The organism is Arenibacter sp. F26102 (assembly GCF_023015865.1).
Taxonomy (GTDB): Bacteria; Bacteroidota; Bacteroidia; order Flavobacteriales; family Flavobacteriaceae; genus Arenibacter.
On the sequence record NZ_JALKBC010000004.1, the window covers coordinates 194383 to 219372 of the forward strand.

Genomic DNA, 24990 nt, shown 5'->3' on the forward strand with positions numbered 1-24990 from the left:
GGGGGGGTTAAATTTGTTGTAAAATCGGTCTATTTTTTGGATTACTTAATATGATTGTAAAAGAATCTAAGCGTAGCTTCCACATTTTTCTGCCAATACGGCCATTCGTGACCACCTTCAAATTCTTCGTAGTTGTGGTTAATATTCAAGGCAGACAATTCGTTGTGTAAAGTTCTATTGGCTTCCAGGAGACTATCCTTGGTCCCGCAATCGAACCTAATTGCCGGTAATTTTTTTTTGTTCTTTTGAAGAACATCAATAACATTGATATTGGTATTTTGTATGGCATACCTCTCTAACGGTTCTCCCACAAAATTGGCCATCTGCTCAAACTTGGTAATGGCACTGTGGGCCGAAATAGCCTTAAATTTATGGGGGAATTGCCCGCCAAGCATCAATGCACCATATCCGCCCATAGATAATCCACCAATGCATAATGGGGAGTTTATGGTTGCTCCGGCTATAGTTTCAATAATGGCAGCTGGTACATCGGATACGATCCATTGGGCAAAATCTTTTTCCTTATGGGACAAGTAGCCAGAACCATCGCCCCAGAGTCCGTCCGAAGGCATCGCAATAATAGCTGGACCAATATCTCCCTTATCCATTAATCGTTTTGCCGTAATATGCGCCCCTCCTTTCATGGCCCATGCCCATGAGCTGCCGTAAACTCCGTGCAGGAGAATATAGATGGGAAGATCGGTTAATTCTTCTTCCATCTCCGGTATAAACAGACATATGTCTCCCCTACCCTTTAAATTGTTGGTTTTGATGGTTAGAAACCTTAGTCCGGCGTTTTCAAACGCTTCGTCCGAAAGTTCTACGGTTCTAAAATTGCTCATACCGTAAATTTAATTGAAAACTATTACACCCTTTGCGTTTTTTCCTTGAAGCATATCGTCTAACGCCTGCTGCAAATTTTCAAGTGGATACTCCCGAGTAATCATCTGATCCAATTTTAAATCTCCCTTTTTGTATAATCCCATCAATTTTGGGAAATCTATCTGAGGCCTGCATTTTCCGTAAAGGGGATTGATGTAAATTTTGTCCCACTCGAAGAGACGCATATCAATAGTAATTTTCTCTTCAATACCACTAACTTGAACCGCTGTTCCCGCATTTCTGATCATCGCCAAAGGAGCAGCTCCCAGAGACGGAATTGCAGTGCATTCAAAGGCGTAATCGGCACCGCGACCATCAAATAAGAGCTTAACCTTAATAGCCAATTGGCTTAGACCCATGTCGGACTTGTCGGCCAACATAACATCCGTAGCCCCAAATTGTTTTGCCAATTCCAATTTATTAGGATTTACGTCTACTGCTAAAATACTTGCAGCACCAGAAATTGCGCAAGCGTTGATGACATTCAATCCAACCCCGCCACAACCTAGTACCACTACCGAACTTCCAGCCTTTAATTTTGCAGCATTTACTACGGAACCATAACCCGTCATCACCCCACAGCTAATAATACTCGCCGCAGAGAAATTTAGATTGTCATGTTCAACTTTTACCAGTGCGGATTCCTTTACTAAAGCGTACTCACTAAGTGTGCCCAAATTGAACGAGCGCTCAATGGGTTTGCCTTGCCATAGGGTACCTTCCAAATGGGCATGGCCAGGGGTATATCCATTTCCGCCTGCTACAACAGGGGAATTATTCTCGCAGATATGCTGATTGCCTTCTTGACATTGGAAACAGCTCATACATGGTGTTGCCCAATTTAAGATGACCTGGTCTCCTTTCGTGAAATTTTTCACTGCCGAACCTACTTTAGTCACAATTCCGGCTCCTTCGTGGCCCATAAGCACCGGCTTTCCCCAACTGAGGGAATCATAGTCGGTATGACAGATACCGGCCGCCTTTATTTTTACCAAGACCTCATTTTCCAATGGATCGCCGAGGGTAACTTGATCAATAATAAATTTACCATCACCGGTTGCAATGGCACTCTTGGATATTATGGACATACTTTTATTTTTTTGCTTTTTTAGAATGGGTTTCTAACTAATTATGGGACTAATAAGGTGTGCAATTTTCAAATCTTCCGTACAATCCAATAGTTTTTCTTTATTGATCCTTTCCCCTCTTTTAATCAATTTGGTGCCATAGACATAGGCTTTGGCATTGTTCACGGCATCCACGGCTATGTGTTTCCCATTTCGTCCTTGGAAAATGGATTTCACCATGGTGCATCGTCCTCCGAATTGTTTTGAGTTTGGGACATACCCCTAAAGTCACCTCACAAAATAAGGCCGAACAAATAATCTAGCTGTTTTTATCTTCTTTAGTTTGATTAGAGAGCTAGGTTAGTTCCTTTTAATCATTCCAATGTGTGTCTATTACTTTTTGAATGTGCGGATAGTTGGCATCGGTCTCGTTTAAATCTTCCCTTTGTTTTACCAACTGTTGCTTTAAATCGGCAATAACATCCTTATACGCACTTTCCCCGTAGGCATTGTTCATTTCCTTTGGATCTTTTTTAAGGTCGTAAAACTCCCAGGCCGGAGGGGTATGATTGGCAAAATCATTGCCCCAGCTTTCTTTGTTCCAGCTAGCCGTAGGGTCATCGGTATCCACCCAATACTTCCCATAGAAAAATATCAATTTATAATCCTTTGTCCTAATTCCAAAGTGGGCCGGGTTTTGGTGGCGGTGTGCCATATGCATCCAATAGCGGTAGTAGGTAGATTTTTGCCAATTATCTGGTTCCTTACCGGTTTCCAAAATGGTTTTAAAACTATGCCCTTGCATATAATCGGGGGTCTTTCCCCCTGCCATTTCAATTAATGTGGGTGCAAAATCCGTATTGTTGATAATGGCTTCGGTGCGGGTTCCTGCTTCTATAGATTTAGGATATCGTACAAAAAATGGCATCCGCATTGATTCATCATACATCCATCTTTTATCTATATAATCATGCTCGCCCAACATAAACCCTTGGTCCCCGGTATAGACAATAATGGTATTTTCCAATAATCCTTCCTGCTCCAAATAGTCCAATAGTCGCTTTACATTATCATCCACACCCTTGACACATCTTAGGTATTTCTTTAAATAATCTTGGTAGACTTTGCTGGTGTATTCTTTTTCGTCACCTGTCATTTCCCACTTTACATATTCCGATGGGGCAATGTCCCGGGCATTTCTATATTTTTTATAAACAGTGGTGTCATTCCAATATATATTGTTGGCCTGATGGCGTATTAGATTCCTGTGAGAAACTGAGGACCCAATGATCCTGGTAAGGGAATCGTTCTTACCTCTTGTAGCTACAGAACCGTTGTTACCGTTGTTATAAAGGCTCTCCGGCTCAGGAATAAAGGTATCCGCCAAATAGTCTTCATATCTTGGTGCATATTCAAAATCATCATGGGGAGCCTTAAAATGGTGCATTAGGAAAAACGGTTTGTTTGGGTCCCTTTCGTTTTTTAAATAATCCAGGGTGATATCCATGATATTGTCCGAAGAATGACCTTTGGTCTGAACCACATTTTGGGGCCATGATTTTTCCCCTCTTACAAGAAATTCAGGATCAAAATAATTTCCCTGCCCTGGTAGAACCTTATAATAATCAAAAGCTGCAGGCTCATCATGCAAGTGCCACTTTCCCACTATGGCGGTTTGATACCCTAATTTCTTCATCTCTTTTGGCAGATACTGCTTTTCCAGGCCAATAGCTCCCTCTAGATCTAACACTCCATTGGCCTGTGAATTCTGTCCCGAAATAATTGCCGCTCTGCTGGGTGTACAAATGGCATTATTTACAAAGCAATTGTCAAATATTATTCCCTCTTTGGCAATCTTGTCCAAGTTTGGAGTCGGATTCAACTGTGCCAGCCTACTTCCATAAATACCGAAGCCTTGGGTAGTGTGGTCATCGGACATAATGAATATTATGTTGGGTTTTGTCTTTTCCTGTTCCGCGGTTTTGTCTCCGCAGGAGAAAAGGGACAAAGCAACTATTGCAAATAATAAAGTGGTTGGAGTATTCGGTTTTTTCAAAATAATAATTTTTGGTTCAAGTTTTAAAAATAATGTTTTTTGAGCTTTTGTATGTTCACACATGTTTAAATAAATACCAATTAGGTTTTTTCGACCATTATGAAGGACTGCTGTATTAATGGGAGGGCCAATACTGAATAATATGGCAATGGCAAGGCCTTTTGTATTAGTTTGGATTTTCCTCGGACAACATTAATTTTGAATACACTTTTTTTAGTATTTTCGGATAATGATCAACTAAAATTTTACACTTTAAGGATAATTTTAACCATTCAAATAATTAATTCTGAAAAAAGTAACAACCATAAATTTCTCTAAAAAGAAATTTAAGCAGAACAAAAACAGATGTAATAGGTACTTGGCAATTAATGTACAATTCTTGATATTACTATCGATCATCTTAGTTTCTTGTAAGGGAAAGCCTCTGTATGAAGGGCCGCTTAGTCCGGAAGAGTCCTTGAAAACTTTTCAGTTTGCTGAAAACTTTAAGGCGGAAATTTTCGCATCGGAACCATTGGTCATAGACCCTGTGTCCATGCAGTATGATGGAGACGGAAATGCTTACGTTGTCGGCATGCTGGATGCCTACAAGGACGATTCTGTAAAAGGAAAAGGAAAAATAGTTCTGTTAAAGGACACTAATGGAGACGGAAGGGCCGACACGTCTACCGTTTTTGTAGACAGTCTTAGGGAGGCAACCAGTGTGTTGCCATGGAAGGGTGGCCTGCTGGTATGCGCAGCGCCCAATATCACGTATTACAAGGATACTGATGGAGATGGACGTTCAGATTTAAAAGAGATTCTTTTTAGCGGCTTCTTTAATAAGAATGAAGAAGTGCAAATCACCAATCTTCGTTTTGGCATTGATAACTGGATCTATGCAAATAATGGAGGGCAGGCAGGTGAAATAAGTTTTAGCCGCCTACCCGATGCGCCCCGGCTAAATGTGCAGGGTGCCGATTTTCGCTTTCGACTGGACCGCAATGAATTTGAACGTAGTTCAGGCCCAGGCCAATTTGGCCTTGCCATTGACGATTGGGGCCATCGGTATTTTACAGCAAATTCCTTACACATCCGCGAGGTAGTGGTTCCTTTGCGATACCTTGAAAGAAACCCTTATCTGCCCGCTTCAACAAAAAGTACGATTCAAAATATTTCGGACCATGATCCCCTTATGCACCAGTTAAGTGAAACGCCATACTGGAGGCAGGTACGAACCGATCGTCGTAATATGAATTTTCTGGAAAATAACCTTGACAGGGTAGAATATGCAAGGGGTCATTTTACAGGGGCTTCAGGGGGAACGTTCTACGATGGCGATAAGTTTCCAAAAGAATATTATGGTAATATATTTACAGGTGAAGTTGCAGGCAGCTTGGTGCACCGAGATATTATTTCTGTTGTTGATAGTTTGCCTTATAGGGTTGCAAAGCGAGGAGAAAAGGAAAAAGATAAAGAATTTATGGCAACTACGGATTCATGGTTTCGTCCTGCAAATTTCTCTGTAGGCCCTGATGGTTATCTTTATATTATGGATATGTACCGGCAGCATATTGAAACTCCAATGTCTATCCCTGAAGACCTACAGGAGACCATGGACTTTGACGCCGGGAGTGAATATGGGCGTATTTACAGAATAATACCTAAAGATGATGGTCCTTATAAACCAGTTAGCCCTAATCTCAGTAAAGCATCTTCTTCCGAACTGGTTAAAGCGTTGCAGCATGAAAATCGATGGTGGAATCTTACAGCTCAAAGGCTTCTTTTGGAGCGCCAGGATAAAAGTGTGTTACCCGAGGTAAGCGCTGTGTTTGCCCAAAGTAAAAATCCAAGATTCAGATTACATGCTTTATATGTTCTGGAAGGAATGGATGCTCTGGATGCAGCTACTGTTAAGACCGCTATGAATGATCCTTCAGCTGGAGTTAGAGAAAATGCAGCGATACTTGCCGAACGATTTCCTGATTGTTTATCCCAGTTGGCAGAAATGATCAATGACCCTTCGATCAGGGTTGCTTTCCAGGCTACTTTGAGTTTGGGTCAATTTAAAGATAATACGGTAGTCACCGCACTGGCAAAGGCGTTGGAGCTACATGGGCAGAGTTCATGGTTCAGTATTGCAATATTGAGCTCAGAAGCTGGATCAGGTATTGACCTTTTAAAAACTTTAGAGAAGAATTCTTTTTTTAAGGAAGCTTCATCCTGGAAACTAAAATTTATTGAGACTTGCTCCTATGTAATTGGTGCTCGTAATGATAAAAGCCAAGTCTCAGGTTTATTAAGTATACTGGCTCAATCTTCACCATCAAATACAGCAGGATGGCAGTCGGCAAGTATTAAGGGATTGGTCGAAGGATTAGAGAAATCTACGGAATGGGAAGATTCATTAAAAGAAAAACTAAAAATTATTTCTTCGGAAGCAGAGGGTAATGCCCCTAAAGCAATACAGGATTTATTGGAAATCTATCCTAAATGAACATTAGCTTATTACATCAAATTATATCTTTTAAAAAACAGTTTTAAAAATGGGCAACAAGAACTATTCCAGAAGGAATTTTATTAATAAATGCTTTAGTAGCGCCTGTTTATTTATAGGGGGTATGCTGCTTCTTAACTGTCGCGGTAAAAATGAATCAGCCGGAGATGAAAGTGAGACCCAGATCCAAAGCAATTTGGAAGACCCTTGCAATGACCTAACAGATGTAGGTGAGGGAGAAATTAAAAAGCGCCAAAGCTTAGGATATGTAAAACAATCTGCCGTTCCTGATAATTCATGTGGTAATTGCGCGCTCTATATTCCTGCGAAGCCAGATAAAAAATGTGGGGGATGTATCCTTTTTAAAGGACCCGTTTATGTCGAGGGCCATTGTATTCAATGGGCGGCAGTAACTGCATAATTGAAAAGCTTCAAATAGAAAAAGTAAAAAAAGATTTTAACCACTCCCCTATTAATTTAGTTGTTATGTCACAGTTAAAAAAAAGTTTTTCCCGTCGTGAATTTATAGCAAGTACGAGTTTGCTCGCTCTTGGAACCTCTTTAAAACTAAACGCGTTCAATGAAATTTCAAGCATAAAAAAAGAACCAATAATTGACATTCATCAGCACACCCATTACGTTCAACGCACAGATCAACAGCTGCTGGCACATCAAAGGGCAATGGGCATTACTACTACTATCCTTTTACCATCAGGGCGTCCAGTAAATTCACCATCCACTCACCAAGGCGTGGCCAATGGATTGCAAGCAGAAGCAGGAGGAAATGCAGAGTGTTACTTATTTGCAAGCCAACATAAGAAGGAATTCCTCTTTGGGGCTTGTGCTGTTCCTGATATGAAAGATGGCCTTTATGAGATTGAAAAATATTTAAAATTGGGTGCAGTGGTTATTGGTGAATTAAAATTCGGCGTTACATGTGATTCACCAGAGATGCAAAAAATTTACCAATTGGCTCAAAATTATAATGTACCGGTACTTATGCATTGGCAGCATGAAATGTATAATTATGGCTTCGAACGTTTTTATAAAATGTTGGAAAAATATCCGAAAGTAAATTTCATTGGACATGCGCAAACCTGGTGGGCCAATATTGACAAAAATCATAAAGACCAATCAATCCTGTATCCTAAAGACCCTGTAACACCGGGAGGAATTACAGATCGATATCTGAGCGATTATCCGAACATGTATGGCGATCTTTCTGCAGGCTCAGGTTTTAGTGCACTTACAAGAGATGAAGACCATGCCAGGTTTTTCTTGGAAAGGCACAAAGACAAGTTATTGTACGGTAGTGATTGTGCGGACCCAACAGCCTCGGATCCGGATAGTTGTTCCGGTACTCTAGATATCGCTGAGATACGTAAGTTGGTTTCTAAGTCGACCGAACGTAAATTATTATATGATAATGCCAAGAAATTATTCCGTCTTTAATTAATTATTTTATTTCATGATGATTTTACCAATGGTCAAGTAAGCCTAAGTTAATAAAACTTACTATAATCCGATCTTCTGCGCTCCTTAAATCTAGAGATATCAAAGACCAAGAATAGTTCCAATGAATTGGGAATAATCTGTTTGGCCTCACCACCAAATGGCACCCTATAGTTTAATCCAAATTCAAAAGTCTCAAGGGTAAGGCTGGTAGCAAATCCTATTTCGGAGAATGAAGCATTTTCCATATAATTGAGATGCTCATTTATACCTATACTAAAATTTCCGAGGGTAAAATCCTGATAGAAATCCAATCTAGTATTTGGGCCTTGTACAGATACTGCATTGAACAAATATAGATATGAGTATTGGGGTAATTTGGCCTGTCCATATTTATTAATGTTCAATTCATATCCAAACTGCCCTGAAATAAGCATATTTAAATTCACATTATTTTCGCTCTGTTTTGACGAGATTCTAGGTTGATTCAAATGTTTAAGGGATAGTCCAAAGAGCATATTAATATCGTTATGTATCAAAACAGAAGCACCCATATCCAAATAGCCAATATTTTCCGAGGCTGTAATGGGGTCAATGGTGTTTGCACTAATCTGACCGGTAAATATGTTAATTTGATCCTGAAAGGTGAGATTGTTAAAATCGTACCTATAGTTGCTATATGCCGCCGTTATTCCAGGATATAGGATCCAATCGTTCTTCAATACCAATTTGTACATATAACTCAAGGCCGCTGAAGTATAATTAAATCCGGAGTTGTTTAAATTATTGTTGAATAAATCCAAGCCCAATTGAAAATTGTACTCTTCAAAAGCGGTTGACCCAAAAGCATATTTGTGCTGGGATTGTGCCCCTTGATTTTGACTTGCAAATTCAGCCAATACCCCTATCCTAGTCTTGTCCTTAAAGGCATGAAAACTTGGATTTAAGGAAGCCGGAACCTTACTAAGGTTGTGCACGAATTTCTCTTGGGCATTGGCCCCCAACGAAATTAAAATAAGTAGGAGGATTATTATATTAAGTTTTTTCATCTCTAGCGTAATATTGAGGCTTCGCCGGTTTTGGTTATTTGTTTGTTGTCTTTGGTGGTTCCAACAAATAAATATCGGAAAGACGTATTTTTATAGGGTTTGCCCGAACTGTAATTACCGTTCCATCCCCAATTTACTGGCATGTCGTCAAAGTTATATGCTACACTGTAGATCAAGGATCCCCACATATCATAAATTTGAAAGGTAAAGGAAGCCATTCCAGTAAATTCTCCCTGGAAATAATCATTTATTCCATCAGCATTGGCCGAGAACACATTAGGGAACATTACATCATAACCGTTACCTACCTGTAGGCTTTGTTCCACTGTTTTACTACAACCCTCTTTGTTAAATAAAGTTAGCGTTGTGGTAAAAATACCTGGGTAACTAAATTTATGTGTGGTCATAATACCGTCGGTAGCAGGGTCTACGTTTATTATTGGACTTCCATCCCCAAAATCCCATGAAGCATTGCCATAACCAGGTTCGCTGGTTATACTAAATCGAATCTCCTCCTTAGCCATTAATAGACCTGTAATTTCGTATTCGTCCGATGTATAGGAAAATGCTGGGTCTGTTACACCCGCACTAATAGGCATCGCAATTCCACAACCTTGATCATTGACCACATTAAGGGTAGCGTTGTCCAATGGATTTCCAATTTGAACAGAATATGTATTCGTGCCAGTTTTTACGGAAGGCACAAGCGCATTTTCATAGTAGAAGCTTAAATCGCCAGGTTGACTATTAAAAACCGTTACTGAAATACTACCCGGATTACCCAAGCAAAGGGATTGATCTAAATAAGGTCCATCTAACAGTTGAAGCGATTGAGCTTTATTGATTGTTATGATTTCCTGGTAATAATACGCCGGATCGGCATTACTACATCCATTTATGTTACTTGTAACAGTAAGTCTTAACCTACCTTCTTCCAGGCCATTCAATTGGGTTATGTTTTGACCGAAAGGAGTAAATACTGGATCGGGATTGTTGGCCGTACCAGCAGTTTCTTTTTCCCAAGTAATGGTATATGGTCTTAGGCCACCACTTACGGCAATGGAAATTGCCCCATCATTGGTAGCTCCACAACTTACTGGAGTTATTGTCTTGTTCACAACTATCGGAGTATAGGTGGTATTAAAGGTAAATTCAATTTCCTGAGAGGAACAGTCATTACTGTCTGTAATCGTTAACCAATAAGAACCTGCAACGGCATCAAAACTGGTGATGTCCTGGGCTACAAAATTATTGGGTCCCCTCCAATCGTAAAAGTAATATGGATTGTTACCCCCATCCATAAAGGGCTTTCCTCCTGAAATCAAATTGGTATTCAAACTGAACGCGTAAGTAACTTCACAAGAAGGAATGGTGTAAGATTTGGAACCGGAATAATCCATAGGCTCATAACTCTCCATGGTAAACGTTTGTACAACACATTGGTTGGCATCGGTTACCTCTATAACATGACTGTCATTGGAAAGCGAGCTTATTGTGGTTTGGGTATTGGTGAATATTACAGGAGTACCTCCATCCAAAGAATACTGGAAAGGCGACGTACCTCCCTGTACCCTAAAGGTAAAATCCCTTCCGATATTGGCATCCACACAACTCGTATTTCCATTGGTTACCTCGGTAGCGCTAAATACGGTTGGAGCAGTAATGACAAATGTCTGTCTAACGGTACATGGAGTATTGGCATCACTATTGGTATCAATGATCACTACCTCATAGCTACCTCCTCCCAAATTGGTAAGACTGGTGTTGTTGGTAGAATAACTGGTTCCATTTTTATACCAGTTTATTTGTAACTGACTGCTAGGATCAGAACTTATCTGTATGCTAATTTCTGCATTGGCATCACCAGCACATTGCAATTGCTGGTTGATAACCTGTACACTACTGATTTCCAATTGCGCTTTTGAAGCCACATTTGCAGTATATGTTGTTGAACAACCAAGTTGGTCCGTTACGGATAGTACATACACCCCAGGTACCAAGTTGCTGATATTTTCTGTGGTAAAGTTGGCATTATTGGGACCGGTCCAACTGAAGTTATATGGAGGATACCCCCCAGTTACTGTTGTAGCTCCAATGTTTAAACTAATGCTGCCATCATTTTGGCCATAACAAGTGGCGTTTTCAACCACCACGGTAGCTTGATCAAATTGTAGCCCCATAGGCAAGGTTACGGATTGCGATTCCTGTATTCCACAAGAGGCATCCTGTACACTTATGTTGTACGTGGCTCCACCGGTTAAATTGGTATAGGTAATATTTGGATTGTTCGATGTCTGTACCGAAGTGGTACCGTTAGGCCTTGTAAGCGTAAAGGTAAAAGGCGCTATTCCTCCTGTACTATAGGCGGTAATAGCCGTATTACAGGTATCCCCAATATTTAGGGTCAACACCTCGGGTTCTGATACTATAAACGGAGTCGACGTGGTTCCACAGAATTCGTTGTAAACCGTTAATTGGTAGGCTCCGGCAGTAAGATTGCTTATGCTTAAGGTAGAGGCCGTAAAGCTATTATCCCCTATTTTGGACCATACATAAGTATTTGCAACCGAATTTGGTTGTGTAATTACGTTGGATGAACTGACATTGGGGTCGGATCCAGTACTTACATATGCCGTAAACCCAATACCAGCAACTTTGGCGGTCAAGGTAATTTCATTGAAACTGCTTGTTGCTAGGGCCGGACTTAAGTTTGCACCGGTTGCAGTAGTTATTTTCTGTACTAGTGCGGCAGCCACCTCATTATTATCCTGTAGCTGATTAATGCCGTTATTGGTAACTTGATGATCATAGACCTTACCATCAATTATTATACTGTACGTATTGTTTAATGTTGGAGTTCCAAAAAGGGTTATGGTATTTATTTGTTCTTGGGCGGTATTTCCTCCGGTAATTCTACCGTTCGGTATAACAATACTACCGTCATTCCCTGCATTACAACTTACATTAGTAATATCGTTATCAATTATGGCTTCGTTGTCAATTATGGGGTAAGGTATTACCGTCACTAATTTCGGTGAGGTCTCATCACTACAGGCCACACCATTGATAGTGCTGGTAACCACTCTTTTGAAATAGGTAGAGGTGGTCAACGTACTAGGGGGTGTATAATTTGGCTGCGTTGCCCCAGCTACTACCGAATAAGTTTGATTGTCTGGGGAAGATTTCCATGAATAGGTCAGGTTTCCTGCCCCTGTGCCAGGTTCCAATTCCACGATGGCTACAGGTTGACTACCTTCACAAACCGATTGATTGTCCGTTATTTTTCCGGCATACACAACATTAACGGCGACTTTTATAGGGTTGGTTTCCTCTATACAGGTTTTGTTTATCAAAGGAGAGGTTCTAGTAATAGACCTTTTATAGAACATGGTTCCTGGTGTTACAGATGGAGTATAATCGGCCGTATTTACGCCTTGATCTGTCCATGTTGTGCCATTTGGGGATGAATACCAATTGTAAGTTTGGTCTCCATAGGTACTGCTGCCTGTTACGGTTAGTGGCGCAGGGGCCTCTCCCTCACAAATGGTTTGATTATTTAATAATGTTCCTGGCAATAATTCCTCGGCAACTTCCACCAAAACAGAATTTGTACTATCGTCTGTGCAGACAACACCATTTAGGGTGGACGAAGCCGTTCTTTTAAAATAGGTGGTCGGAAAACTACCAGCTTCAGGGTCATAGGAACTATTTACTGCTCCATCTATGATGGCCCAAGTGGAATCATCTTCAGAGGAATACCACTGATATTTTAAAACCCCTTCTGCCGTACCGTCAACGGTATTTCCCAAGGGGGAAGGATCATCCCCATAACATATTTTTTGATCTCCTGAAATGCTGCCCCCGGTTACGTCATTTACAATTATGTGTAAATCATTGCTAGGAATATAAGTTGCACTGCAAACAACACCATCAATTGTGGCCCGATATTCCCTTCTATAATATTTATCGGAGGTAAAAGCTGTCCCTGGTGTATAGGTGGCATCAGTGGCACCTGGTATTTCTAAAAATGTACTTCCGTCATTAGATTCATACCATTTGAAATCCAAATAATCGAGTCCTTCTATGGCGCTTGAGTTGCCAAGGGTTCCAGGGGATGATCCGGAACAAATTGTAATGTCTGGTCCTAAATCGTCTGCCTGTGGGACCAAAACGGTTACCGGATTGCTGTCTACTGTACATTCTGAATTGTCTGGATTCGTACTGATAGTGGTTCTAATATAAGTGGTGGTACTGCTTAGATTAGCAGTCGGAGTATAGTTTATTCCGGTTGCATTAAGTATAGGACTGCCATTCGCATACCATTGATAAGTTAGAGTTTGTCCCGTGGAAGAGGTCAATTGCTGAATTTCACTTGGAATGTCGTCCCTACAAATTACTTCTTCATTGGGAGCATTTGGGCTAAAACTATTGACTGTACCAATAGTACCCCCCGTGGCATCTCCACCATTGATAATCTTCAATGGATTACTTGTTACACTGCACACTACACCATTTAAGGTAGAGGTGGTTATTCTTTTATAATAATAATAGTTCTCGGTTACTGCCGGTGGGTCATAGGTAGCAGAGGTAGCACCAGGGATATCTGTAAAAGTTGCATTGTCATTGGAAACTATCCATTGGTAGGTAACCTGCCCTGAGGCGATCAGCTGAAAATTGGTGCTAAAGGCTTGTGGATCTCCGCCATTACACACTACCGTTTCGCCGGTTGCTCCAGAAGAAAAAGTAATATTATGGCTGTCCCCATTGATGAATTTATTTACGTAAACTATTACCGGAGTGGTTATGGCTTCACAAGTGACGCTTTGCAATGTTGAACTAGCTTTCCTTCTATAGTAGGTTTGTAAATCCCCAGTATTTGTAGGGGTGTAGGTAGCTTGATTGGTATTGGCAATATCGGCCCAAGTGTTTCCATCCGGAGAACTCTGCCAGATATAGCTTATAGCGCCATTGGAACTTGCATCGGCCGAACTGGTAATGGGAGCCACAAGACTAGAGCCACAAACGGTCTGGGTTTGTGAAATAGTCCCTTCGTTTAAGGTTATTAGGGTGACCAAGGTTGGAAGACTTGACGCCTCACAAGTATTGCCATTGTTAGTATTGGTAACGTTTCTCCTAAAATAGGTCGATGTTGTTAATCCAGTGGAGAAATTTAATTCTTCACCAGTTTCCCCGCTCATTAAAGTGTAATTGACATTGTCGGTGGACGAATACCACTGGAAATTAATCCCTGTACCTGCGGGCGTGCCGTTGGAAACTGTAATGGTTGATGGGATATCACCTTCACAAATAGTTTGGTCCGCAGACCCTTCTCCCCCGGAAATAGCACCAGCTACAATTATGGAGACTTCATTGGTGTATCCAGTACACACCTTTCCGTTTAAGGTGGTGGTATCCTGTCTTCTATATTTGGTAGATGTTGCAAGTATACCAGGGGTATATGTAGAACCGGTAGCGGAAGCTATCGGGCTCCAGCTTGCCCCATTATCGGTCGAGGCTTCCCAAGCATATGTTAGGTTGCCAGCGGCGGTCGTATTTCCTATATTGATAATGGTGCTAGGAGCTTGTCCTGCACAAACATTTTGGTTGTTGCCAATTGTTCCTAAGTTAAGGCTGTTTACATAAACAGTGCTTACAGTAGAATTTTGAAAACATACTTTGGAGTTATTGGAAACTATGGTTTGTCTTCTATATCTTGTGGTAACAGTTGGTGCCCCTGCAAAATTATAAACTGCATTGGTTTCCCCGCTAATATTTGTAAAACTACCTGTGGTTGCCGATTGCCATTGGTAGCTAATGTTCGGACCTGCTGCTGTGGCATTGTTAATAGTTATTGCATTGGGTGTTTCCCCTGCACAAATAGTTTGGTCTGCACTTGCTGTACCTCCGTTAATTTGACCAAGAACGGTAATCTCTATTTCATTGGTATAATCGGAACAAGTATAACCGTTTAAGAGTATATTATCCTGCCTTCTAAATGTTGTTGTTTGTGTAAGGGCAGTTGGTTGATATTCCGCATTGTTGGCTCCGGAAATGACAGTCCATGAACTACCATTAAATTGTTCCCATTTATAGGATATGGTTCCCGTTCCCGTAGCATTGGCGTCCGATGTTATAGTGTTTGGGACAGCATTGTAACACACAGTTTCAGCACCAACAATACTGCCTACTCCAAAATTGGTATAGGTTATGGTAGCAACTGTACTTATGCCCTGACAACTGGCTCCTGAAACGGTAGTAACCCTTCTAAAATCTTCAGTCCCAGGATTTAAGTTGGAACTCGCATTATAAGTGCTTAAAGTAGCTCCACTTATATTTTCCCAAGTACTTCCATTATATTTTTGCCATTGATAAGTTCCATTGTTTTCCCCATTATTTATGGTTAATAATTGTAGATCACTTATGGAACATATATTCTGATTTGTAGCGGTTCCTCCTAAAACTGCAGAATTTACAATAATGGAGACGGCAGGTGTTTCCTTAAAACAGCTAAATCCGTTCAAGACGTTGGTAACCCGTCTTTTGAACGAAGTGGTTACGGATAAGGCTGTAGGTTGATAGAAATTATCCGTCGCTCCTGCGATAAGTTCCCAAGGTCCGGAATCGTTTTTATACCATTGATAGCTTGTAGTACCTGCTGGCGTTACTGCAACATCTCCTGAGGTACTCAATTGTTCAGGTATTTGTGTTGCGCAAACGTTTTGACCGGTACCGTCGGTAATACTACCTGGGTATATTTCATTTACCGTTATCGTTGCCGGGGTACTGATCTGAGTACAGGACTCCCCATACAAAGTAAAGGTGGTTAAACGTCTATATCTGCTAATACCATTAGGGAAGGATGGTTTGTCCACCACTAAGATTTCAGTATTGGAATTGGCTATGGCAGTCCAGTTCCCGTTTACGTCCTTTTCCCATGCAAAGGTTCTGGTTTGGGTTATGTTAGATCCCGTAATACTTATATTCTGGACGTCGTTAATGGCACATACTTGTTGGTTTACACCGGTACCTCCCGTTAGTGGTGTAAACGAAATGGTAGCCAAATTTTGGGCATCCACCAGTGCATTAATTTTATTGGCATTCCCATTTAAAATATATTTCAAATTCCCGTCTGTAGAAGTGGCACTTGGAATTAGTTGTATTCTAACATTTTCAATAGTAATTATATCATTGGTAGTTTGGGCATCAACAGTAAGGGTAACCTGCAGTCTAGAGGCATTGCCGGAATCCTGGGTTACGATGGCATTTGAAATATCGGCCCCCGACTTCAGCATGGTAGTGGCGTTGATTGTGAAATTGGAGGGTGCCTGAATAAAAAAAGTGTAGGTGCCAGTACCAAAATCCGTTGCCAAGGCTTCGGTCAAAACCAAATTTCCAAGATTTAGTTCGGATTGGGGTAGATTGCTACCACAGGAATTGAAATTGGTATTCTGCAGACTGGTAGAAACCTGAGCTGTACTATTCCAAGCGTTAAAACTAAACAACAGGATTAGCAGTAATAGTTTTGCGGTCGATTTTATCATGATGTGGCCCCTTATGTTATAATTGCAATTAAATAGTGCTTTAAATTCCATCTTGTAGGAAAGACCTTATAACGGGACAGGAGTTCAATATATTGCAGCTTTTTTCCTCATATAGGGACCACAACTACGGTTTTGTTGTGAAACTCTATTTTCCTGTGGTGAAAGACTGTTCTTGGCTCAAAAAAAATGCAAAATAAAACTTGTTTATGAGACCTACTGGCAATTTATTAGAAGGGTTCATTAGTCCATCAAAAGAAGCATTTTAGTGACCAATTTATGCTTGTTTCATTATCAGGATTTAGATTGTCAATTAACCTGAAAAGGGTGGTTATTTTGTGGTAAATCAATCATTCCATTTGGCCAATATTTAAGGCAATTTCAATCTGGTCATTAAAAGTTGGGAAAAGGAAGTCCTAATTCCTTATAGTGGAGGGATAGACCAATCATGAAATAGCCCTAAAACTTTTCATCAGTACTACTACCGTGGATAGCTACCTAAAAAACCATTTAATCAAATTTGAAGTAAAAAAACCGCTTCTTTGATCAGAGTTGCAACAAAGAACCAATTAATATAAGGCAAGTGGGTCTTTTCCTTTTCCATTTCATTTTTCACTGTTTCTGGGTGAAAAACCGATAGTTACTTTAAGTAATGGAGTCTAAAAGTGTAACTATGGGATTAATTCATTAATTTAATATAGTATTTGATCAAATAAAGTGAAGGCTCATAATCTAGAAAAATAAATCGCGGGAATGTTATCCAGAATAACAATTAACGGATATTATCTATTTTTTTTGACCATTGTCTTAACCATTTTAATGGCAGGCTCAGGTTCGTATGGATTAGCGGAGACCAGTGAAGCCAGATATGCCGAGATTAGCCGGGAAATGCTAAATTCCGGTGATTATCTCAATCCAAAACTTTTAGGCATTTTTCACTTTCATAAGCCTCCTATAACCTATTACCTTACTACCCTGGGCTATCGTATTTTTGGAATTAACGAGTTTGGCGCCAGGTTCTTTCTACAAATTGCTATAGTACTTCAATTAATCTTTGTTTACGGTATGGCGAACTTGCTCTACAAAGACAGAAAAATAGCTTTTATGTCTGGACTGGTTTATTTTGCAATGCCCATTGTATTAATATCCAGTCGCAATTTAACAACGGATGCATATCTTACTACTTTTATCATAGCCAGCCTTTTTTCCTGGCAGTACTATACCTCAAAAGGAAAGCTGATGGGGCTTTACCTATTTTATTTGCTGATGGCAATGGCATTGCTTACTAAAGGGCCTGTGGCCCTGTTATTTATTTTGATCTATATTATTGTCTATAAATCAATATTTAAGCGAAGTTCAAAAATTAATATTCATCATATTTTAGGATTGTCGCTTTGCCTTATCCTTGGCTCTAGTTGGTATGTTATGGTTGTTTTGGGCAATACAGGGTTGTGGGATTATTTTATACAAAAACAACTTTTTTCCAGAATGGCCCATATATCATTCAACCGCTCCAAGCCATTCTGGTTTTATATACCTGTAATCATTGGTCTAGTGCTTCCCTGGTGGTCGATAATACCATATCAATTTAAACAGAAAGGAAAGAAAATCCTGAATATGGCAAGTGAGGATAGGTTGTTACTGATATCAATGGGTTGTCTTTTCTTGATTTTTTCAATCTTTAAGAATAAAATGATCCTTTATATCCTACCCTCTTTTTGGTTGGTGGCCATCTTAATCGCTGCACAATTGTTTAAGGCTACTAAAGCGATTTGGAATACTTTGAATCTGGCTTATGTAGTCCTGATGGGTTGTTTGTTCACCGGTATTCTAGCTTTGTGGATTATTAAACCAGATTTTGTTCAAATTACTACAGGAACATTAATTATTAGTTTTATATCTCTGATAGTTTTTACTGTAATTCATTTTCTTATAGATAATCTTAAACCGGAAAAACCGGCAATATTGGGTGCAAGTTTTGGTGCAGCTTTGATTTTAATTTCGACTTCGTTAATGTCGCATAATGGTCCAACGTTTAATTCGACCAAAGAAATAATGGGATTTATTAACAATGCAACTACCAAAGCCCATAAGACAGTTGTGGTGTATGATTATCTCCTTTCCTCTATACCTATCTATTCTGAGGCGCATCAAATTACCTTAAAATTAAAACATAACACAACAGATAGGGAGATACAATTTCAAACTAATGATGACTGGAAGGAATCTCTTTGGGACATAAACGATCAAGCCATGGTTTCGCGCTTGGATTCACTTTCCTATAGTCCTAATACCTACTTAATCATCGATAAAAAAAAGGGGTTTAAGGATGGTTTGAAATACTTGGAACCTCATTTCAAGAACCGGATGGTGTATCAGGATTGGCTAATATTATTTAATAAATAGCGCTTTCAAATTTTACCATACCACTTACTATTTTGGCTTTATAGTTTTTGTCTAGGCAGAAATTTTAATACATTCAAATTAGTTTACCCAGATATGGTCGCACTAAAATATCTGCAATTTCATTTTCTCAAATCCGGCTTTTGGCGCCCCACAAACAGAACAACTGTAATCCTGGGCAAGGTCTTTAAATGCGGTTCCAACCGGAATTTGTGATTTAGCATCCCCGTAAGTTTCATCGTACACGGTGAAACAGGAAGTACATTGATACACCTCTTTCAACTGGTCATCATTTGTATTCTTTGGAGCTTCTTTTTTTACCACTGCCCTACCCAACTGATCGAAATAATTTTTACTAAGTTCCATTAAAAGGCCGGGGAGTTCTATCTTATCAATGTCTTGGGCATACACTTGATACTCTTGGGTATTGGGATCAAAATTTCTGAAATGCAACACATTATAGGTAGGCCTCACTGCAAAATCCTTAACTATGGTGGGTTGGGTATTTTTTTCAATGATAACGGATGAGAAATGGGTTCTTTTTCCCGTTTCATTACTTATTCCAAAGGTAAGACCGTAGGTACTTATATCGTTCTGGTCAAAACTCAGCACCAAGAATTTTTTTAACTCCAATGCTTCCATGTCGTCTACGGGGAGATGCCAGTTCATTTCCAATTGCGAATGACGAATATTTATTCCTTTTTGTCCCAAGAAACGTTCCAGTTCGGGCCTACTAGAACTCTTAATGCCCTTGATTATGAAAGATTTCCATGGTGTAATGCATATTTTACCAATACTGTTGTCCAAGCAGAACCCACATAATTCTTTTAGAAAATCAAGGTCGTATCTATTGTTTCTCCAATAAAGTCCAAGCCAATATTCATCCAACCCCATCCGGTTCATTCCTTCATAATAAGGAAATTTAATATAGGGGATCTCCAGTTCTCTCTCAATAGTCCTGTTATTGGTATCCAATTTTTTATTAAGAACAAAAAACAGCTCATCTATATCTGCTATGTCTGTATATATTTCCTCAATGGCTTTGGCTACTGTATTAATGTCCCAGCTATAAATTAAAACAGGGTAGAAAACAGACTTTGTCCAGTGGGGCAGTTTAACGTTCAGATACCAATAATCCTCATTGTCCGATGCAATAAAGTTTAGGTTACCGCTAAAAATGGGAACAAGGCGCTGCTTGGGATCGGTGATATTGATCTTTAATTTTGGCAGATAATCAAAACCCTCCAAAATGTACAAATATGTAGAACCCTTTAGCCAATATGTCATTTCAAAAATATCGGCGGACACGTAGGAACATACTATGTTTTGATAGCTTCTATCGGCAACGATATCCGTATTAAATTTTGATATTTGTTCCAATTGTTCCTCCTTGGCATTTTGCAAAGGAAACAATAGATCCAGTCGGGATCCAAAAAATACCTCCTTCAGCCCGCCTGCTTCCAACATGGCAATAATATCCTTAAGTTCTCCGGGAGAGGTTACCCCTCCTTTGATCAGTATTCTATGTAAATCATCATTCATAATATTGTATTTTTATGAAGTAACAGTTTGTAATTGTTTACGCAGGATATCCTGTATTTCGGGTTTGCAACTTCCACATCCCAATCCGGCCCCTGTTTCTGAACATAGTTTGGAGAAGTCCTCGCAGCCTCCGTTGATAGTTTCTATTAGATTGCCTTCCCCAACTTGGCTGCACGAGCAAACCAATTTACCTTTTAAGGGAACCGAATTCGATTGCCCTCTTAATAACTCGTTCCGTTTTTCCGATAATTCAATTTCCTCTTCTATTAGTCTTTTAAACTCGGCAAACTCATTTTTATCCCCCATTAAAATGGCACCTTTTAAGGTGTCATCCTTAACTATACATTTCTTGTAATATTTTTTGCTGACGTCCATCAGAATTATTTCCTCATAGCTACTATCGTCCATCGGAGCATTCACCATCCCCAAACTACATAGGTCCAGATTTTCAAATTTTAGAATATTCATGAGTATGGACCCATTATAAATACTACTAAAATCCCCTAAAATGTATTTTGCCGCGGTATCTGCTTGTTGCTCGGCGGCTGAAGTAATTCCAAAAAGAGCATTCCTAAATTCAGCAATTTCACCTAGGGCAAAAATGTTGGGATCACTGGTCTGTAAATATTCATTTACTACCACTCCCCTTCCGGTTTTAAGATCGGTATGTTTTGCCAATTCAATATTGGGTCGTGTGCCTATAGCGTAAACTATGGCATTGCACTTTACGGTCCTTCCAGTTTTTAAGGTAATTGAGAGTGAATTTTTATCATCCCTTTCCTCGAATACCGTACTTACCTCATTGTCATAATAAACCTTGATTCCCCGATCATTGACATCCTCTGCCAAAAGTCGACTTGCAATTCTATCCAACTGTCTTTCCATTAATCTAGGGGCACGTTGAATAATACTGATATTAACATTCCTATTCTTAAGGGCCGCGGCCAACTCTAGGCCTAAAAGTCCACCCCCAACAATAACCACATGCTGTTCCTCTGCAGGGAGTCCGGTATCCTGTAGATATTTACGCAATTTGTCGGCATCTCCACGTTCCCTCATAGTAAAGCGACCTGGCATATTTATTTGTACCTCACTGGGTACAAAAGCGCGACTACCAGTTGCCATTATTAGGATGTCATAGGTATGTTCAATACCATTGTCGTCCAATATGGTTTTATTTGTCCTGTCTATTTGCGTTACTCCAATCCCGGAATGCAGAGTGATATTCAACTTTTGAAGTTCCCCTTTTTTTAATTTTTCCAAGGCTTCCCAGGTAAGTTCTTCACTCACATATTCCGGGAGCAATACTCGATTGTAAAATGGATCCTTTTCCTTGGAGAATACATGGAGCTCATCGGTTTCACTTTTCTCCCTATAGCTTTGAACAAACCTATAGGCTGCAGCTCCCGCCCCGATTATCATAATCTTCTGCTTGGGCTTAACATATTTTGCCACTTCTACGGCACAATATTTAAAATCTGGTTCTTTGGAAACTGGGTCAACAAGGTCATTGGTCAAGTTATTGGCCCTTCCAAAATCGTTATTGAGCACCTTCCCCCAATGCATGGGAAGGAATACTACCTTTTCGCGAATATCGAAATTTACCTTTACCTTTACCCGAACCGTCCCCCTTCTACTTTTTATGACGGCTATATCCCCATCCTTTAATTTGCGCAAATAGGCGTCCACCTTGTTCATTTCCAAATACGGATCGGGAATATGGGTAAGTAGGCGCTTTACCTTCCCTGTTTTGGTACGGGTATGCCATTGATCTCTTACCCTGCCCGTATTGAGTATTAAAGGATATTCAGGAGATGTGATTTCAGATTTATTGTAAAGTGAAGCAGGGGCATTAAAGTGTGATTTCTTATCATTGGTAAAGAATTGATAATCCGTAAACAATCTTGGTGTACCCATATGAGTGGCGTGTGGAACCGGCCACTGAAAACTGCCTTCCCGCTTTAATCGTTCATGGGAAAGGCCTGATATATCTATTTCGGTACCTTTTGTTAAAAGGCAATGTTCGTCATATACTTCACTGGCATTTTTATAGTCAAAGCCATGGTATCCCATTTTTTGGGCGAACTTCCATAAAATTTCAGCATCTGGTAAAGCTTCCCCAGGGGCATCTATCACTTTGGGAAGATAACTTATTCGCCTTTCGGAATTGGTCATGGTTCCATCTTTTTCCAACCAGCCGGCAGCAGGCAATAGTAGATCTGCAAACTTGGTAGTCTCTGAATTATGGGAAATATCCTGAACCACTACAAAACTGGCATTTTTTAATGCCCTCTCGGCCTTGTGTACGTTGGGCATGCTTACAATGGGATTGGTGCAAATGATCCAAACGGCTTTCATTTTACCACTTTCCAGGGCATCGAACATCTCAGTTGCGGTATATCCTGGTTCCGATTTTATTTCTTTTCCTCCCCAGAAATCCGTCACCTCCTTGCGGTGTTTTGGATTGCCCAATTCCCTGTGTGCAGCCAATAAACTAGCCATTCCACCTACTTCCCTACCCCCCATGGCATTGGGCTGTCCAGTAAGTGAAAATGGTCCGGCTCCAGGTTTCCCTATCTGCCCGGTTAGCAAGGACAGGTTCATTAAAGAAACATTTTTAGAGACTCCAATAACACTCTGGTTGAGACCCATGGTCCACATGCTTATGAAAGCCTTGGCGTTGCCAATATACATTGCAGCCTTTTTAATATCCTCAACGGGAACACCACACAGTTCGGCTGCCTTTTTTAAAGAAAGCTGAAAGGCACTATCCTTTACGGCATCAAAATTTACGGTGTGTTTTTTAATGAAATTCCTGTCTATCTTTTTCTTTTCTATCAACCAACGGGCCATGGCGTTGAACAGGATAACATCTGTCCCTGGTAAAATCTGTAAATGTAGGTCTGCTGCAGCACAGGTTTGCGTCTTACGCGGATCTACGACTATTATTTTTACATCGGGATTTTTCTCCTTATGGTTTTCTATCCTTCTAAAGAGAATAGGGTGACACCAGGCTGGATTAGCCCCAGCGATAAGAAAACAATCTGAAAGCTCTATATCTTCATATGAAATGGGCACGGAATCCTCCCCCAACATTTTTTTGTAGCCCACCACTGCAGAACTCATGCATAGTCTGGAATTGGTGTCAATATTATTGGTGCCAATAAAGCCTTTGGTGAGTTTATTTACTAAGTAATACTCTTCGGTAAGACACTGGCCCGAAACATAAAAGCCTACACTATCTGGACCATGTTTTTCAATAATACTCTTAAAAACAGCTGCGGCCCTGTCAAAGGCAGTATCCCAGGATACTCTTTGCAAGGGGTGGTTTCTACTCCATCTCATCTCAGGGTACAAAATACGATCACTGGTATCCTGTGCCACATAATTGAGATTTTTCCCCTTGGAACAAAGCATGCCCGTGTTAACAGGATAATCGGGGTCTCCTTCAACACTAATATTGCCCTTGGAGTCTTGTTCCACCAAAATTCCACATCCAACCCCACAATAGGAGCAAATAGTTTTATGTTCGTTCTTTTTCTGCATAAAATCCTGGTATTAAAAGAAACCATTTAATAATGGTTTAAAATTACCAAATTAAGTATAAATACGTAGTACTTTATTGATAATAGTTAAGCAGAATATTGATGAAAAGACAATAAAAGTGATCGTATATTGGATATTACCGAATTAACACTTACCTAAATGATTCATTGACTTAAGTAGGGCGGTAAATATTTACCAATCAGTAATAAGTTATACTAGCTTATATTCCTGTGCCTTCTTGGCCAGGTCCATAAGGTTATTTACCCCCATCTTTCGCATTAGATTAAAGCGATGGGTTTCAATGGTACGCTTGCTTTTTTGAAGTTTTTCCGATATTTGTTTATTGGTAAGCCCTGAAAGTACAAGCTCTAATATTTGTAGCTCCTTACTTGTTATTCCAAAGGAGTTGTTCCCATTTTTTGTTGGTAAATGGCTCTCCTGTTTAATCTTTCCTTGACTCAACAAATTGTTTACCAAGACATTGGAGATATCACCACTGAAATATTTTCCACCTTGTTCCACTGTGGAAATGGCCTTAAGGAATTCTGTTTTACCGGTATCCTTTAAGAGATAGCCACTAGCTCCGGCATTTACCGATTTCAGGATATATTCCTCGGAATCGTGCATTGAAAGTATGATGCATTTAGTTGTTGAAGAATGTTTTTTTAGTTCCTCTACGGCCTCTATACCATTCATTTCAGGCATTCGGATATCAATGATCAAGAGATCGGGATTTTTATCCAATACCATTTGAACGGCCTCCTTGCCATTGGAGACTTCTCCAATCACCACATAATTTTCATCTTCCTCCAATAATGCACGAATTCCATCCCTTACCAAGGAATGGTCATCAGCCAATACAATACGCGTAGTTTTATTCACAATTGTTATTTTCTTTCCAAACAAATATAGGATAAAATTAAAACTAAGTATTCATACGGTGAGAATAGATTCTTCATTTTTTGATTTTAAACTTAAT

13 protein-coding genes are annotated in these 24990 nt (G+C 40.0%); 4 read left to right on the forward strand and 9 right to left on the reverse strand.

Annotation, left to right across the window (positions count from 1 at the left end; translation table 11 throughout):
• Positions 1-41 precede the first annotated feature (41 nt).
• The 4 genes from MWU78_RS07065 to MWU78_RS07080 form a co-directional block, all read right to left on the reverse strand.
• Entirely contained in the window at positions 42-842 is an 801-nt protein-coding gene (locus MWU78_RS07065) for an alpha/beta hydrolase-fold protein (RefSeq protein ID WP_246996379.1), read from the reverse strand.
• Positions 843-851: 9 nt separating this feature from the next.
• Positions 852-1970, reverse strand: a complete 1119-nt coding sequence (locus tag MWU78_RS07070) for an alcohol dehydrogenase catalytic domain-containing protein (RefSeq protein ID WP_246996380.1) — start codon at positions 1968-1970, stop codon at positions 852-854.
• A gap of 33 nt (positions 1971-2003) precedes the next feature.
• Positions 2004-2189: an oxidoreductase C-terminal domain-containing protein gene (locus tag MWU78_RS07075; protein ID WP_246996382.1), complete on the reverse strand. Its 186-nt coding sequence runs from the start codon at positions 2187-2189 to the stop codon at positions 2004-2006.
• Positions 2190-2319: 130 nt separating this feature from the next.
• Entirely contained in the window at positions 2320-3966 is a 1647-nt protein-coding gene (locus MWU78_RS07080; protein WP_348647076.1) for a sulfatase, read from the reverse strand.
• A 418-nt stretch (positions 3967-4384) separates the two neighbouring features.
• Between MWU78_RS07080 and MWU78_RS07085 the strand changes: the two genes are divergently transcribed.
• The 3 genes from MWU78_RS07085 to MWU78_RS07095 are packed head-to-tail and all read left to right on the forward strand — an operon-like array spanning position 4385 to position 7933.
• Positions 4385-6481: a PVC-type heme-binding CxxCH protein gene (locus MWU78_RS07085; RefSeq protein WP_246996384.1), complete on the forward strand. Its 2097-nt coding sequence runs from the start codon at positions 4385-4387 to the stop codon at positions 6479-6481.
• Positions 6482-6530: 49 nt separating this feature from the next.
• Complete coding sequence (locus tag MWU78_RS07090) at positions 6531-6902, forward strand: high-potential iron-sulfur protein (protein ID WP_246996386.1); 372 nt, start codon at positions 6531-6533, stop codon at positions 6900-6902.
• A complete protein-coding gene (locus MWU78_RS07095; RefSeq protein WP_246996388.1) occupies positions 6881-7933 on the forward strand; it encodes an amidohydrolase family protein in 1053 nt (350 codons plus the stop codon). Before MWU78_RS07090 ends, MWU78_RS07095 begins: the two co-directional genes overlap by 22 nt.
• A 50-nt stretch (positions 7934-7983) precedes the next feature.
• Here MWU78_RS07095 and MWU78_RS07100 read toward each other — a convergent pair whose 3' ends face one another.
• Both MWU78_RS07100 and MWU78_RS07105 read right to left on the reverse strand, forming a co-directional pair.
• On the reverse strand, positions 7984-8982 hold the full coding sequence (locus MWU78_RS07100) for a PorP/SprF family type IX secretion system membrane protein (RefSeq protein WP_246996390.1): 999 nt from the start codon (positions 8980-8982) through the stop codon (positions 7984-7986).
• A gap of 2 nt (positions 8983-8984) precedes the next feature.
• Entirely contained in the window at positions 8985-16523 is a 7539-nt protein-coding gene (locus tag MWU78_RS07105; protein WP_246996392.1) for a gliding motility-associated C-terminal domain-containing protein, read from the reverse strand.
• Between the two features lie 750 nt (positions 16524-17273).
• On the opposite strand from MWU78_RS07105, the gene MWU78_RS07110 reads away from it, so the two are divergent.
• Complete coding sequence (locus MWU78_RS07110; protein ID WP_246996394.1) at positions 17274-18926, forward strand: glycosyltransferase family 39 protein; 1653 nt, start codon at positions 17274-17276, stop codon at positions 18924-18926.
• Positions 18927-19028: 102 nt separating this feature from the next.
• Here MWU78_RS07110 and MWU78_RS07115 read toward each other — a convergent pair whose 3' ends face one another.
• The 3 genes from MWU78_RS07115 to MWU78_RS07125 form a co-directional block, all read right to left on the reverse strand.
• Positions 19029-20465, reverse strand: a complete 1437-nt coding sequence (locus MWU78_RS07115) for a rubredoxin (RefSeq protein WP_246996396.1) — start codon at positions 20463-20465, stop codon at positions 19029-19031.
• A 12-nt stretch (positions 20466-20477) separates the two neighbouring features.
• Positions 20478-24011: a nitrate reductase gene (locus MWU78_RS07120; protein WP_246996398.1), complete on the reverse strand. Its 3534-nt coding sequence runs from the start codon at positions 24009-24011 to the stop codon at positions 20478-20480.
• Positions 24012-24221: 210 nt separating this feature from the next.
• The gene (locus MWU78_RS07125) at positions 24222-24893 is read right to left on the reverse strand and encodes a response regulator transcription factor (RefSeq protein ID WP_246996400.1); all 672 of its coding nucleotides are present in this window, start codon (positions 24891-24893) and stop codon (positions 24222-24224) included.
• Positions 24894-24990 lie beyond the last annotated feature (97 nt).